Source organism: Chryseobacterium sp. CP-77, assembly GCF_036362765.1.
Lineage (GTDB): Bacteria > Bacteroidota > Bacteroidia > Flavobacteriales > Weeksellaceae > Chryseobacterium > Chryseobacterium cupriresistens.
Window position 1 is genome coordinate 4,260,706 of sequence record NZ_CP143637.1, and the last position, 14,612, is coordinate 4,275,317.

The 14,612-nt window shown below is 36.6% G+C and carries 18 protein-coding genes; 8 read left to right on the forward strand and 10 right to left on the reverse strand.

The window, feature by feature from the left end; all coding sequences use genetic code 11:
- Window positions 1-2: 2 nt before the first annotated feature.
- From V0410_RS19025 to V0410_RS19040, 4 genes are all read right to left on the reverse strand, one after another.
- Window positions 3-524, reverse strand: coding sequence for an NAD(P)H-dependent oxidoreductase (locus tag V0410_RS19025; RefSeq protein ID WP_330745249.1), 522 nt, complete (start codon window positions 522-524; stop codon window positions 3-5).
- A 198-nt stretch (window positions 525-722) separates the two neighbouring features.
- Window positions 723-1,535, reverse strand: a complete 813-nt coding sequence (locus tag V0410_RS19030) for a TPM domain-containing protein (RefSeq protein ID WP_062675618.1) — start codon at window positions 1,533-1,535, stop codon at window positions 723-725.
- A complete protein-coding gene (locus V0410_RS19035) occupies window positions 1,516-1,944 on the reverse strand; it encodes a TPM domain-containing protein (RefSeq protein WP_227942397.1) in 429 nt (142 codons plus the stop codon). Before V0410_RS19035 ends, V0410_RS19030 begins: the two co-directional genes overlap by 20 nt.
- A gap of 2 nt (window positions 1,945-1,946) precedes the next feature.
- The gene (locus V0410_RS19040; RefSeq protein WP_034693337.1) at window positions 1,947-2,552 is read right to left on the reverse strand and encodes a LemA family protein; all 606 of its coding nucleotides are present in this window, start codon (window positions 2,550-2,552) and stop codon (window positions 1,947-1,949) included.
- 73 nt (window positions 2,553-2,625) lie between these two features.
- Here V0410_RS19040 and V0410_RS19045 point away from each other — a divergent pair, with 73 nt between their 5' ends.
- Together V0410_RS19045 and V0410_RS19050 are read left to right on the forward strand one after the other, a co-directional pair.
- The gene (locus V0410_RS19045) at window positions 2,626-3,123 is read left to right on the forward strand and encodes a dihydrofolate reductase (RefSeq protein ID WP_330745250.1); all 498 of its coding nucleotides are present in this window, start codon (window positions 2,626-2,628) and stop codon (window positions 3,121-3,123) included.
- Between the two features lie 147 nt (window positions 3,124-3,270).
- Window positions 3,271-3,840: a hypothetical protein gene (locus V0410_RS19050; RefSeq protein WP_110011721.1), complete on the forward strand. Its 570-nt coding sequence runs from the start codon at window positions 3,271-3,273 to the stop codon at window positions 3,838-3,840.
- 334 nt (window positions 3,841-4,174) lie between these two features.
- On the opposite strand, the gene V0410_RS19055 is transcribed toward V0410_RS19050, so the two are convergent.
- From V0410_RS19055 to V0410_RS19065, 3 genes are all read right to left on the reverse strand, one after another.
- Window positions 4,175-4,810 carry a trimeric intracellular cation channel family protein gene (locus V0410_RS19055; protein ID WP_227942395.1) on the reverse strand — a complete coding sequence of 212 codons (636 nt, stop codon included), beginning with the start codon at window positions 4,808-4,810 and terminating at the stop codon, window positions 4,175-4,177.
- A gap of 110 nt (window positions 4,811-4,920) precedes the next feature.
- Window positions 4,921-5,385, reverse strand: a complete 465-nt coding sequence (gene coaD / locus V0410_RS19060) for a pantetheine-phosphate adenylyltransferase (protein WP_047428484.1) — start codon at window positions 5,383-5,385, stop codon at window positions 4,921-4,923.
- A gap of 88 nt (window positions 5,386-5,473) precedes the next feature.
- Window positions 5,474-6,457, reverse strand: coding sequence for a D-alanine--D-alanine ligase (locus tag V0410_RS19065; RefSeq protein ID WP_330745251.1), 984 nt, complete (start codon window positions 6,455-6,457; stop codon window positions 5,474-5,476).
- A gap of 156 nt (window positions 6,458-6,613) precedes the next feature.
- Between V0410_RS19065 and V0410_RS19070 the strand changes: the two genes are divergently transcribed.
- The 5 genes from V0410_RS19070 to murI all read left to right on the forward strand — a co-directional run bounded on the left by V0410_RS19070 (window position 6,614) and on the right by murI (window position 11,911).
- Window positions 6,614-7,696 carry a PASTA domain-containing protein gene (locus V0410_RS19070; RefSeq protein WP_110011723.1) on the forward strand — a complete coding sequence of 361 codons (1,083 nt, stop codon included), beginning with the start codon at window positions 6,614-6,616 and terminating at the stop codon, window positions 7,694-7,696.
- Window positions 7,697-7,769: 73 nt separating this feature from the next.
- Window positions 7,770-8,843: an RluA family pseudouridine synthase gene (locus V0410_RS19075; protein WP_171006329.1), complete on the forward strand. Its 1,074-nt coding sequence runs from the start codon at window positions 7,770-7,772 to the stop codon at window positions 8,841-8,843.
- A 51-nt stretch (window positions 8,844-8,894) separates the two neighbouring features.
- Window positions 8,895-9,845: a PorP/SprF family type IX secretion system membrane protein gene (locus V0410_RS19080; protein WP_110011724.1), complete on the forward strand. Its 951-nt coding sequence runs from the start codon at window positions 8,895-8,897 to the stop codon at window positions 9,843-9,845.
- Window positions 9,846-9,895: 50 nt separating this feature from the next.
- Window positions 9,896-11,020 carry a radical SAM family heme chaperone HemW gene (gene hemW, locus V0410_RS19085; RefSeq protein WP_330745252.1) on the forward strand — a complete coding sequence of 375 codons (1,125 nt, stop codon included), beginning with the start codon at window positions 9,896-9,898 and terminating at the stop codon, window positions 11,018-11,020.
- Window positions 11,021-11,080: 60 nt separating this feature from the next.
- The gene (gene murI, locus V0410_RS19090) at window positions 11,081-11,911 is read left to right on the forward strand and encodes a glutamate racemase (RefSeq protein ID WP_110011736.1); all 831 of its coding nucleotides are present in this window, start codon (window positions 11,081-11,083) and stop codon (window positions 11,909-11,911) included.
- A gap of 267 nt (window positions 11,912-12,178) precedes the next feature.
- On the opposite strand, the gene V0410_RS19095 is transcribed toward murI, so the two are convergent.
- Complete coding sequence (locus tag V0410_RS19095) at window positions 12,179-12,778, reverse strand: nitroreductase family protein (protein ID WP_330745253.1); 600 nt, start codon at window positions 12,776-12,778, stop codon at window positions 12,179-12,181.
- Window positions 12,779-12,862: 84 nt separating this feature from the next.
- Here V0410_RS19095 and V0410_RS19100 point away from each other — a divergent pair, with 84 nt between their 5' ends.
- Window positions 12,863-13,210, forward strand: a complete 348-nt coding sequence (locus V0410_RS19100; protein WP_034693356.1) for a winged helix-turn-helix transcriptional regulator — start codon at window positions 12,863-12,865, stop codon at window positions 13,208-13,210.
- Here the strand turns inward: V0410_RS19100 and V0410_RS19105 are convergent.
- Both V0410_RS19105 and V0410_RS19110 read right to left on the reverse strand, forming a co-directional pair.
- The gene (locus V0410_RS19105) at window positions 13,207-13,779 is read right to left on the reverse strand and encodes an RsmD family RNA methyltransferase (RefSeq protein WP_227942389.1); all 573 of its coding nucleotides are present in this window, start codon (window positions 13,777-13,779) and stop codon (window positions 13,207-13,209) included. The genes V0410_RS19100 and V0410_RS19105 overlap by 4 nt on opposite strands.
- A 106-nt stretch (window positions 13,780-13,885) precedes the next feature.
- Complete coding sequence (locus V0410_RS19110; protein WP_110011729.1) at window positions 13,886-14,602, reverse strand: DUF3822 family protein; 717 nt, start codon at window positions 14,600-14,602, stop codon at window positions 13,886-13,888.
- Between the last annotated feature and the right edge of the window lie 10 nt (window positions 14,603-14,612).

The window sequence follows — 14,612 nt, forward strand, 5'->3', positions numbered from 1 at the left end:
TGCTATTGATTGAGTAGTTCTGTAAATTCTTTTTTATGTAAAATAATTTCTTTTTTAGAGAGCTTATTGGCTTCGTATACGATTTTGATATGCTTAATATCTGCTTTAAAAACTTTTAATGAAACAATAAGCCCGCTGATGAGTTCATCTATGGTATATTGATAAGTGCCGGTTTTGCTGAAAGACCTTTCTTTTCCGCCTGTGGTTACCAGAATATAGACTTCTTTTCCTTCGAGCGGATTATGTTCGCCGTCTTTCAGCCAGTCTCTGTCGAAAACTTCATCAATCCATAATCTGAGAAGAGGAGGCATTCCGAACCATATCAGGGGAAACTGGAAGATAAAACGTTCATAGTTTTTAAGGCGTTTCCTTTCCCGGAAAGCTGCGATATGAAAGTCAGGATATTCTTCGTAAAGATCTCTCAGGGTATAATGCTGGTGGCGAACGTAGAAATTGATGAGCTCTACATTCGAATTGGAGTGCTCCAGATAGGGGTGTGCAAATACTACCAGCGTCTTCTTCATAATCCTGTTTTCAGTAAATATAGTGAAAAAATATTGAATAAAAGGTGGTTTTTATGAGGTTTTATTAATTTTTTACTATCTAAATATCAAATTAACATTAATAAAAGTTAAAGAATCAGTATTATTTTAGGTTTTTAAATAAAAAAATCAGATCATCACGATCTGATTTCTATATAAATTTTAAATTGACTTGTTAATTTACCAGCCTCCGGATGCGCCACCGCCACCAAAGCTTCCACCACCGCCGAAGCCTCCGAATCCACCTCCGCCTCCGGAACTTCCACCGCCAAAGCCACCTCCTCCGAAGCTGCCCGGGAACGGGAAGAAACCGCCAGGATAATTTCTGCGTCCTCTTCTGGTGATAATCACATCATCATCGTCGTCATTATTTCCACCACGTCCGCCACCTCTGTTGCCAAACAGGATAGCAATGATGATGAAAATAATAAAAGCAATGATAAGAACTTTAAAGGCACTTCCGTTGCCGGAAGGAGCTGTTGTGGCTACAGGTTTGAATTTTCCCTCAACAGCCTCCATAATCGCTGAGGTTCCACCATTGATCCCTTCATACCACAGTCCTTTTTTGAAATTTGGGGTGACGATGTAATCTAAGATTTGTCCAGCTACTGAAGCGGTAAGGTATTGCTCTACGGCACGCCCCTGTTGGATAGACATCGTTCTGTCTTCTGTTGCGATAAGGAAAACCACTCCGTTGTCTACTCCTTTTTTTCCGATTTTCCATTTTTCACCAAACATGGTAGCCAGAAAATTTACATCTTCTCCTTTGGTAGAGCGGATGATTACCACTTCAATTTCAGTTGATGTAGAATCTGCAAACTTGATCAGTTTATGATTAAGCGCATCTTTTTCCTGCTGGGAAAGTAATCCGGCTTCATCAAAAACAGGATAAAGCACTGCTGGCTTTTCAGGAATGGTATATTGTGCTGATACAAAAGTGTAAAAGCAGAGCAGTAAAAATGAAAATACTATTTTAAGAGAACGTAATTTCATTTGGAAGTTGGTTTGGGTTTTCTCCTTCTACAGGAAAATGTTTTTTGAGTTCAAGTCCTGTTTCCAGGATGGCACTTTTCAGAGCCTGATAATAATTTCCTTTGGCAAATTCAGCAGTGATATAATCGTGAAGATGATCCCAGTACGACTGTTTTACTTTTTCATGAATCCCGGTATCTCCAATGATGGTAAGATATTTTTGTTCGAAGTTGACATGAAAAAGCACCGCATTTCTGTCGGCTGTCTTATCCATAGCCAGTTTTTTAAAAACTTCAAATGCAGTCTTGGCATCACGGTTTTCCGTATTGGAATCAATATGCACTCTGATCTCTCCCGTAGAATGATCTTCCGCAGACTGAATCGCTTCCACAAGGGAAGCGATCTGTTGATTTGTAAGGAAATTACCCATTATTATTTGAATACTTCAGGAGCTTTCTGAGCGCCTGCGTCAGCTTTGAAATAAGGTTTTTCTTTGAAGTTGGTGAAATTCGCCAGAATATTATTCGGGAAAGTCTTGATGGAAGTATTATAATCCTTTGCAGCATCATTATAGTAAACTGTTTCCGTTCTGATACTGTTTTCAATAGCAGTGTATTCTCTCTGGAAGTTGATATACTGCTGGTCTGCTTTCAGGTTAGGATAAGATTCCACCACGGCCATCAATCTGCTTAATGCACCCGATAATTCTCCTTGTGCTGCCTGGAATTTAGCCAAATCAGCTTCGGTCATATTCGTAGGATCAATATTGATAGAAGTCGCTTTGGAACGGGCTTCCACAACTTGAGTTAAAGTTTCCTGCTCAAATTTTGAATACGATTTTACGGTTCTTTCCAGGTTAGGAATAAGGTTGGCTCTTTTCTGATAAACAGTCTCTACATTAGACCATTTTGCATTTACTGTCTGTTCTTTGTTGACAAAACTGTTATATCCGCTTTTTCCCCAGAAGAATAGAATTGCAACAATAATAAGAAGGGCAATACCAATGGTTCCTGCGCCCAGACATCCTTTATTTTTCATAGTTTATTTTTTTAAATTTTTTGTGCTAACCAAATATACAAATTATGTGCTAATTTTGTAAAAAATTATTTGAATGACAACAATAGTGGTGGCAATGGGAGAGAAAAATGAAATTGGTTTTGAAAACCAGTTGCTTTGGCATCTTCCCAAAGATTTGAAACATTTTAAAGAGATTACTTCAGGGCATCCGGTTATTATGGGAAGAAAAACATACGAAAGTATTGGGAAGGCCCTTCCAAACCGTACCAACATTGTTGTGTCAAGAAAGAAAGACTGGTTTGAAGAAGGAATCCTTATTGTAGGAAGCATCAAGGAAGCATTGAAATTTGCCAGGAAGATTGATGAAGACGTTTTTGTAATCGGTGGTGGAAATATATATGAACAGACCATGGATGTTGTGGACAGACTAGAAGTGACGCTGGTGAAAGCAGATCTTCAGGCTGATACATTCTTTCCGAAAATAGATCCGAAAATCTGGAAAATGACCAACGAAATTTGCCATGAAAAAGACGAAAAGAACGGTTATGATTTCTGTTTCCAGACGTTTGAAAAAATCAAAAAAGAAGATTAGATATCAATAGTCAATTTTGCTTCGCAAAGTGAATCGTGAATTTTCCGCAGTTACAAAACTAACAAGCGCAGCGAATTGACCATTCACCATTGACTTTTTGAACTTTAAGCTCTAAATTTATTATCTTTGCACTTCTAAAATTTAATAATGAATAAATACATAAAAATTGCAGTAGCAGCACTTCTTATCCTGTTAGGACTTTATATGATGATTTTCACAAGAAATCTGGGATGGGGTATTGTTGTTTTTCTTTTGGCTGCATTTCCCATCTTACTATTCTTTAAGAATGAATATATTCTTTTGGCATTCTGGCAATTGAGAAAACAAAATATGGAGAAAGCCGGAGAATGGCTGTCTAAAATTACAGATTATAAAACACAGCTTCATAAGACTCAATATGGATATTTCCACTATTTATCAGGATTGACACAAGCTCAGGATCACCCTGCGAAAGTAGAGCCTTTCATGAAAAAAGCATTGGAATATGGTTTGAATATGAAACACGACAGAGCAATGGCTACTTTAAATCTTGCTGCTGCAGCTATTTCTAAAGGAAGAAAGCAGGAAGGGCAGAAGTTACTTGAGGAAGCAAAAAGACTGGATAGTGCCGGAATGATGACGGATCAGATTAAAATGATGAAAGAGCAGTTGAAAATGCCAACCATGCAGAAGCATATGCATAACCCGAATATGAGAAACAGAGGAAAATTCTTCTAGTCATCCTAACATATACTATAAAAGTCCTGAATTTTTCAGGACTTTTTGTTTTTTATTTTTGGAATTAAAAGTTTCTTTTGGGTAAATAAATACTTTTAAATATTGTTGTCCGATTTATTTAAAAATAATTAACAGGTCGCTCCTCCGGAGCTATGATTTTAAAACAAATACATTCTATTAACAGTTGGCTCCCATTGGAGCTGGATTTGATCCCGTCGTGATCTACTGTTGCAGAAAAAATGATATCTCCGTAAAAATAAAGCTTCAGAGGAGCCATCAATATTGATACTGTCAATGTATTTAAACTTTTCATTGAACAGTAATGACGTTTAAATTACATTTCCGAATTATTATGATCATAGCCGTAAAATTTAGGTATCTGCCAGTGGTATTTTACAGCAAATGTTCGAATGGCAACGATCAGTAAAATAGTGAAGATCTGTATGAAAGTATAAGAAAGCGTAGTGTATCTGGTCATCAGTAAAAATGCTGCTCCTCCCACGATACATGCCGTAGCATAAATTTCCTTTCTGAAAATCAATGGAATCCTGTTGAGCAATATATCCCGTATAATCCCTCCAAAACAGCCGGTTATGGTTCCTAATGCAATACAGATCATAGGATGAATTCCTGCATTTAATCCTTTTTGTACACCGATTATGGTGAACAAACCAAGCCCGAAGCTGTCGAAGATAAATAAAGTGACTTTAAAATTCTTTTCAAGAGATTTGAAGACCATTGAAAAAATACTCGTCACCAGAATCAGGGTACACATCAGAATATCATGCATCCAGAATACAGGGATATCCAGTAACAGGTCTCTTACAGTTCCTCCTCCTACAGAGGTTACAAATGCAATAATAAGCACTCCGAACGGATCAAGCCGTTTCTGCATTGCTGCAAAACTTCCGGACATGGAAAAGGCAATGGTCCCAAGGACTTCTATCGCAAAATTGAACTGTTCGTGCATATATAATTATAAATGATTGTTGATAAATGATAATTGATGAATGATTTCTGCTTAAGCAAATTCTTGGCCATTATATCAATTATCATTTATCGCTCATCAATTATATTTTTTTATCTCTCCACCCTCACGGATTCAGGAACCAATAGTTCGTATTCACCTCCATGGTTAAGGATCTCTCTTACTATACTGCTGCTGATGAAAGATTTTCCTGAAGAAGTTAGTAAGAATACGGTTTCCAGTTTTTTGTGGGCTAAGGTTCTGTTGGTATGGGCAATTGCTTTTTCAAACTCGAAATCAGCCGGATTTCTCAGACCTCTGATGATGTATTGTGCGTTTTTTTCAAAACAATAATCAACGGTAAGTCCTTCAAAATAATCTACTTCCACATTGGGGAATTCTGCTACAGAGTTCTGGATAAATTCCATTCTTTTTTCAAGAGGGAACATATATTTTTTCTGAGAATTTTGCCCTATAGCAATGATTAATTTATCAAATAGCGGTGCCGCTCTTTCTATAATGTCGTAATGTCCTAGTGTAATCGGGTCAAAAGACCCAGGGAAAACAGCAATTTTCATGTTGTACGAGTTATGATTTTGAGTAGTGAATTATTTGTTAAAAGTGTATTCGATCTCTAACTTCTAACCTCTAATCTCTAACTTCTTATTATTTATTAAGTGCTTTTTCAACTTCATTTCCACAAAGATCCATGATGGAAATTCCATAGTGTCTTGCCTGTTGAGGAAGAATACTTGCGGGAGAGAATCCCGGATTGGTATTCATTTCAAGCATATAAGGAATTCCGTTCATCAGAATGTATTCACTTCTGGAAAAACCACTCATTCCTAATGAATTATAAGCTCTTTTAGCAATTTCTTCCACTCTTTTTGTGGTTTCCCCGTCAATTCTTGCCGGTGTAATTTCTTCAGAAGCACCTTCATATTTTGCCTCGTAATCGAAGAATTCATTGGTAGGAACAATTTCTGTGATTCCCAGAACAATGGTTTCTCCTTTAAAATCAATAACGCCTACGGAAACTTCCATTCCATCCAGAAAACTTTCGATCAGGATTTCGTCATCTTCCTTGAATGCAATTTCAGTGGCAGCAATAAGTTCTGATTTTTCCTTTACTTTTGAAATTCCCAGAGAAGAACCGGACTGGTTAGGTTTTACAAATAGTGGGAGATTCAGTTCTGCTACAATTTCATCCACATTGATGTCTTCCCCTTTTCTTAAATAAATACTTTTAGCAGAAGGAATTCCGTATTTTGATAATACGGCAAGAGTGTCTTTTTTATTGAAAGTAAGAGCACTCTGATAAAAATCGCAGCCTGTATATTTTTGTCCAATAGCATCCCAATATGCCTGAAGAATTCCGTTTTCTCCCGGAGTTCCGTGGATGATATTGAAACAAACATCAAATTTTAAGTTTTCACCATTATCTAAAGTCACAGAAAAATCTCCTCTGTTGATGGCATATTTTGTGTCATTTTCCCCTAAAAAATACCATTCATCTTTAAGGACTACTACCTTATATACATCATAGAGATTTCTGTCCAGAGAATCATAAATCAATTGTCCGCTTTTTAAGGAAACAACATATTCATCGGAATAGCCTCCCATTACTACGGCAACACTTTTTTTATTCATAACCATATAGTATCAATTAAGGCAAATTTAATCATTTTATGCAATGCAATATGGGAAATCGGCAAATTTTAAAATCAAAAATGAATTGTGTTAAATAAAAAGTCCATTCTAAAATTATTAGCTATATTTGCGGTTATAATTAAAGTATTTTTAAGTATGCTTAAATCACTTTTCAATTGGAAAGTTTTACTGAATTTAGTAGTAGCCATCGGTGTTTTCGTGGGGCTTGTATGGCTTACATTTCGCTGGTTGGAGTACCATACTAATCACGGTCAGGAAATTCCTGTTCCCAATATTGTAAATAAATCGGTGCATGATGCCGTTAAAATATTAGATGATACAGGGCTGGAATATGAAGTAGACAGTGCCAATTATGATCCTAAATACAGACCATTCCAGGTATTGCAGGTATATCCTGCGCCAGGTTCCCGTGTAAAAGACGGAAGAACGGTAACGCTAAAAGTAAATCCGAGAACATGGGCTCCTATTGCGGTTCCGAATGTAATCAATAAATATTCAGGACTGGCATTCCAGAGACTGGATCAGGTAGGCCTTAAAATCGGGGATACGATTTATGAGCCTAGTATTCAGAAAGATGCTCTTTTAAGAATATTATATAAAGGAAATGCGGTAAATCCGGGTACCCGTTTACCAAGATTCTCTACTATTGATGTAGTAGTGGGGTCCGGGCCGATGAGAAATATCTCTATTCCTAATGTTGTGGGACTTACAGTAAAAGAAGCAAGAGCTGTCATTACCAAAAGTATGTTTGAAGTAGGATTGGTAGAGCATGAAGATGGAGGTAAAGATGAGTCTGATATTATCTATTATCAGGATCCTGCTTCCGGCGATGTTCGTGATCAGGGAATGCAGATCGATCTTTGGGCAAGTAAGAGGACTCCTGCCGAATTAAGAGCTAAAGTAGAGCAGCTGAATTCTATCTATCGTATGAAAGTAGATACTTCACTTCCTCCGGTACGATATGAAGAAGTGCATAGTGAGCCAAGTTATGAAGCTCCGGTAGTACCAGCTCCTAGAAGAGAAACTCCAAAACCTGAAGTACCGAAAACTGAGACTCCAAAACCTCAGACTACCACTTCTAAACCTGCAGCCCAAAGTACAGAGAAGCCTAAAACTTCCACCACTACCTCTGCAGCAGGAAGTACAGCCAAGCCGGCTGCAACAACCACTCAGCAGCCTTCACAAAAGCCGAAAGCTAAGAAGGTTGTCGTAGAATAAAATCAGATTAATATCAAAAATACAGGCTTCAACTGCAAAATGTTGAGGCCTTTTGTGTAAAAAATATAAAACAATGTCAGAAGATAACGAAGATTTTTTAGATGAAGAATTATTAGATTCCAACAGTATCGAAAACATCGATATTGACGAGGAAAATAAAGGTTTGTATGAACATCTTAATATCACTGTTGACAGTAAACAGGAACCATTAAGAATTGATAAGTTCCTTTTAATATACAGACAGAATTCTTCAAGGAATAAAATTTCACAGACCTGCAGAGCCGGAAATGTTATCGTGAACGGAACTGCGGTGAAACAGAATTACCGGGTGAAACCGGGAGATCAGATTTCAGTTTTGCTTACGCACCCTCCAAGAGAAAATGTCATTATTCCACAGGATATTCCGGTGAATATTGTTTATGAAGATGATGATCTTGTTGTAGTGGATAAGGAAGCAGGAATGGTGGTACACCCAGGATTTGGAAACTGGGACGGAACATTGGTGAATGCGCTTGCTTTCCATTTTGAAAAGAACGGAGAGAAATCCGATCTAGATAGAGTAGGGCTTGTACACAGAATTGATAAAGATACATCAGGGCTGTTGGTGATTGCCAAGAATGAATATGCATTGAGCTTCCTTGCCAAACAGTTCTTTAACAGAACTACAAAGAGACTGTACTGGGCTTTTGTGTGGGGAAATATGCAGGATGATGAGGGAACCATCAGAGGCCACATCGGAAGACATCCTAAAAACAGAATGCAGATGTCCGTTTATGAAGACGGCAGTCAGGGGAAACACGCTGTGACCCATTATAAAGTCCTTGAGAGATTCAAATATATGACCTGGGTAGAATGTAAGCTGGAGACGGGGAGAACCCATCAGATCAGAGCACATTTCAGACATATCGGCCATACTTTGTTTAATGATGAAAGATATGAGGGGCATACTCCTTTGAGAGGGGTAAATCTTCCCAAATACAAGCAATTTATTAAAAATGTTTTTGAAATTTTGCCAAGACATGCCTTACATGCCCATACCCTTGGATTTATACACCCAACAACAAAGAAGGAATTATATTTTGAGAGCCCAATGCCCAAAGATATGGCGGATGCTGTAAAAAAATGGAGAAATTATTTGGAAAACTAAAAATATATTGAGATTTTTTTTATATTTGTTGAATTGAAATCAAGATTTGTTATGAGAAAACTATATGCTATCGTATGTTTAGCTCTTTTGTCAAATGCATACAAAGCACAAGAATCACTACCATACTATCAGCAATATCTTTTGGATGGTGAGTTCCTGTTCAACCCAGCTCAATACGGAAAAACAGATTACGTACAGCTCAACGCCAATTATCAACAACAATTTTCAAAATTCAGTAATTCTCCGAATGTACAGTCAATCGGGATCAATGCGAATATCTTTGATAGAGTAGGTGCTGGTATTTCCGTGTTCAGAGACAGTAACGGACCGATCTCTGCGGGTGGTATCACGGCTGGTGCTTCATATTTTATTCCGCTAAGTAGTGAAGGAGACAGAAAAGACCAGTTCTCTTTCGGTACAAGTGTTAACTTCTATAACATGAATTTTGATTATTCAAAAATCAATACTGAAGAAGGAGGTGACCCATTATTGAGAGGTGAAGAAAGCAACATCTTCATGGTGTATGCCAACTTCGGTTTGGCCGCTACCTACAGAGGATTATTCGGGGGTGTTTCCGTAAACGATATCGCATTAAGTAATGATGCCTCTATCGTAAACAACTACGAGCCTTCTCCAATTAAATTCTTCTTAAATTTAGGATACAACTGGAACATTGCTGATAATATTACCATTGCACCGTCAGCATTGATCAACCTTAATACAAACTCAACTAGAATGATCGACTGGAACCTGATGGCGACATTCTCTAACGATATCAACGCATTCTCTTTCGGGGTAAGCTACAGAACGGTTCAGAACAGATTTGACAATCAGGACCTGAGTATTTCTCCAATTGTAAAAGTAAGATTCAACAAATTCATGATCGGAGCTACGTATAACCTTGGATTATCTGATATCCAGAGCTATGGAGGAAACAGCTTCATGATCGGTCTTGGATATAACTTCGACAACTTCATTAATGCTAGAGGATTTAGATACTAATTAATTTAATTTAAATAAATTTGAGCTCTGAAATTTTTCAGAGCTTTTTTATGATATATATTCACATCCCGTTCTGTAAACAAAAATGCAGCTATTGTAACTTTCATTTTTCAACATCCCTGAATTTCAAGGATGAAATGCTTCGTGCCATGAAAACTGAAATACTGCTGAGAAAAGATGAATTGCAGAACAAAAACCTGAAATCTCTGTATTTCGGAGGAGGAACTCCTTCTATTCTTTCTGTGGATGAGATCAGTTCTTTAATAGATGATGTTCTGAAGTACTTCAGTTTTGAAAACGATATAGAAGTCACTCTGGAAGCCAATCCCGATGATCTGGATAAAAATTTTTTAAAACAGCTTGCCGGAACGCCTGTAAACAGATTGTCAATCGGCACACAAAGCTTTTTTGAAGAAGATCTGAAACTGATGAACAGGGCTCACAGTGCTTCTGAAGCAGAAAGCTCTATCAAACGGGCTCAGGATTTCGGTTTTGAAAACCTGAGTATTGATCTGATCTATGGTTCGCCCACATCCAATCTTGAAATCTGGAAAGAAAACCTGAATAAAACAATTGCTTTAGAAGTTCCTCATATTTCATCTTATGCATTAACTGTTGAGCCTAAAACAGCTTTAGAAAACTGGATCTCCAAAGGGAAAGTAAAAAGTCCCCGGGAAGAAGAGCAAAACAGGGAATTCTATTATCTATCTGACTTTTTAAAAGATCATGGTTTTGAACATTATGAAGTTTCCAATTTTGCCAAACCTGGTTTTTACTCACGACACAATTCTGCTTACTGGAAATACAATGAATATCTTGGAATAGGACCATCAGCGCATTCCTATAACGGATTTGATGTCCGAAGCTGGAATGTTGCCAATAATCAGCAGTACATCAAAAAACTGAATGATAAACTTCTTGCCAAAGAAGAAGAAATTCTTTCCCAGGAAGATCAGTTTAATGAAATGATTATGATTGGCTTACGAACTATCTGGGGAGTAGATCTTGAAAGTTTAAAAAATAAATTTTCAGAGAGATTATTAGAACATTTTCATAGAGAAATCAAAGCTAAAATGGAGGAAGGTATTTTAATCATTGAGAATGAACATTTAAAAATTCCTGAAAAACATTGGTTTATGGCAGACGGAATTGCTTCAGATTTGTTTATTGTATAATGTTTGTATGTATACAGCATGCCATAAAATTCACTATTTTTGTATAAAATTTCAACTCATTTGAAAACGAAAAAACAAGATTATTCACATCTTTCACCCAACCAGCCTATCGGAATTTTCGACAGCGGAGTAGGAGGTCTTACCGTTGCCAAAGAAATCAAAAGACTTCTTCCTAATGAAGATCTGATCTATTTTGGAGATACAAAGCACCTTCCATACGGAGAAAAATCCAAAGATGCGATTATTGAATATTCTACAAAGATCACCAATTTCCTGCTTGAGCAGAACTGTAAAGCGATTGTAATTGCCTGTAATACGGCAACGGCTAATGCTTTGAATGAAGTGATGCAGTCCGTTGCAGGAAAAGTTCCTGTCATAGACGTTATTAATCCTGTGGCCGAAAAAGTGTCATACGAAATCCATAATAATGTAGGCGTAATTGCTACCAAGGCAACCGTGAATTCAGGGCTCTACAAAAAGAGTATCAGAAAGCATAATAAATGGATCAAAGTAGACGAACTGGCAACCCCGTTATTGGTTCCTGCTATTGAAGAAGGGTTTAAAAACCATCCCATCACCCATGCTATAATTTATAATTATTTAAGTAATAATAAATTAAAAAATATTGAAACTCTGATTCTGGGCTGTACTCATTATCCTCTTTTAATTGATGAGATTAAACAGTACTACGGAAACAGAGTCCGTGTCATTGACTCTCCGAATATTGTAGCCAATCATCTGAAGATCATTCTTGATAAGTATAATCTTTTACATGATCATAACTCAAAGCCTAATTATCATTTCTATCTGTCGGATATCACCAAGAATTTCGAGAAAATTTCAAAGAAGTTCTTTGGAAAATCCATTGACTTAGAATTGAAAGTATTATAAATAAAAAGTCTGCCTCATATTGAAGCAGGCTTTTTTATTTATTGAATTTTGTCATTACGAAATCAAGTTTTTAAAGCACAAAAATTTATTTTCGATAAAATTATATGCTTTTTTTAGTTCCCACAGATTTCACAAATTCCACGGATAATAATGCTTTTAAAATTAAAAGATGACTAAAAATCTGTGTCCTCTGTGAAATCTGTGGGGAAATAATGTTCAATTTCATTCGTGTTTGTTGCGAAAGAGATTGTGAATTTGTGTTTAAAATTACGCTTCCACAATTACTTTTTCAGCGGTCAGCCTTTTCTTTGGATTAAATTTAGGCTGGTTTGCATCTGCTTCATCCCTTTCCCCGATGGCTACGGCAAATAAAGTTTCGTATTTTTCATTGTTCAGGATCGCATCATAACCCTCAGGTTCAATTCCTTCCATTGGGGTAGAATCTATTCCCATCGCTGCACAGGCAGATAAAAGAACTCCTAATGATAAATATACCTGATGGCCAAGCCATGATTTTATAGCTTCTTCTCCTTTAGGTTTTACCATAGTTCGGTAATAATTAACAGGGCCTTCCGGAAGGTTTTCCTCTATTTGTTTTTCAAAGTTTTCTATGTTTTTCATCACCTGAAATACAATGATGTGGCTGCTGTCCAGCACTTTTTCTTTATTAAAATAAGATTTGTCCCCCAATTGCTTCTTCAGTTCAGGATCATTTACGAAAATAAAATTCCATGGCTGGCTGTTAATAGATGACGGGCTTAAATTTAAAATCTCCTGAAGTGCTGCAATTTGCTCTTCACTGATTTTTCCCTGGGGGTTATACTTTTTTACAGTATACCTGTTTTTCATTTGGTCTAAAAAGTTCATAATTTTATACTATCATTTTTATAGTTACAAAATTAATTTAAGTTTCCTAACTTTGCAATAACGGTAAAAAATGATAGTATAAAAATGTATACAATAGATAATAAATCGTATCCCTGCTGTACCAGCGTGACAATGAAATTTATAGGAGGGAAATGGAAAGCAGTGATTTTACATCACCTTATTGGCGGTGCTAAGCGCTATAACGAGATAAGAAAGTCTATTCCTACCATTACGGAAAGAACATTGAGTTTGCAGCTAAAACAACTGGAAGAGGACGGAATTGTTGACAGGAAAGTTTTTACGGAAAAGCCTCCTTTAGTGGTGGAATATGAATTAACAGACTTTGGAAAGACACTTTTACCTGTTTTGGAAGCGATAACAAAATGGGGCGAAGAATCTCCTGTCATCTCCAAAAAAATAATCAGGAATTAAAGTTCCTGATTATCTTCTTTATTCGGTTCAAAAAAACTGAAACTTACGTTTCCATATTTTCGGGTATCTGTTAAATTCGGATGGTCAAATTTCATGCGGCTTTGGTGTTCTACAATAAGGACTCCGTTTTCTTTCAGGTATTTATTGTTTAAAACCAGAGAAATCAGCTCGTGGTATTTTTTCTCTTCCATTTCAAAAGGAGCATCAGAAAAAACAATCTCAAATGATTTTTTATTTCTGAATTTTTTAAGCCAGTCGAAAACATCTCCTCTCTGTACATTGATCTGAAGTGCCATATCAAGCTCAGAAGCCGTACTGTTGATAAATGCCGTATGCTTTGGGTTCATTTCCACGGAAGTTATATTCTGGCATCCTCTGGAAGCAAATTCCAGGGTAATAGAGCCAATTCCTGCAAAAAGATCAAGCACGGAGATCGACTGCATATCGTATTTGTTTTCCAGAATGCTGAATAAAGCCTCCTTTGCAAAATCGGTGGTAGGTCTTACTTCAAAGTTTTTAGGAGCGGCGATTTTTTTGGCTTTCCATTTGCCTGATATGATTCTGAACATATTATTGTTAGGGGTTAGATGGTAGGTTCTAGGGATTAGGGATTAAAATTATACATCATCATTATCTTTTAATAAGGCTAATTCCTTATTCCTAAGCCCTTGTTCCTTAATTAAGTATAAAATTCTTGTTAGGAATATTGTCAAAAACAATTTTCAGGTTTTTAACAAATTTCTGAAGTTCGGAAATGAACGTTTCATTTTCCGTAGTTTCTCCATAAGCATAAAAGCTGGTTTCATTGATTCCGAAACCTATCTTGCTCAATGTAAACATAATGAAGTAAAGGAAATCTACTTCAGAATTGACATCCAGATTATTATAAAGAATGATTTTCTTATTATCAATCGCAAAAAACTCACACTGGTTATGATAGAGGTTGATGTGAATTTCCTTGCTGGTTTTATTATTGATCGAACTTAGAAACTTTTCCCCGGAGAAATTAAAATGAACCGGTAAGGCCAGCTCTTTTATTTTTTTATAATAGTTTTTCGGGAAAGTATAATAAAACTGAATATTAAACTTTTTGTTGATCGAAAGCATCAGCTCTTCTTTTTCTCTGTCAGTCGGAGCGTTGAAAGCAATCAGATCAAATCCTGCCTCATGCTCAGAGAAGCCTTCCGGCATCAGCGTAAAATGATTCAATGCTGAAATCACATGGATCTCGTCGTAGCGCTGCTTAATAAGAACTTCGTCCAGCTTTTGGTCAATAAGATTGGCTGGTGTCTCTTCAGTAACGAAATAAGACTTTTCCTCCAGAATGTTTTTGTTTTTAACAATCTGGCAGATCAATCCGTCTTTGGTAAAAAGTAAATTAAGTACGTTCATATTTCAATTC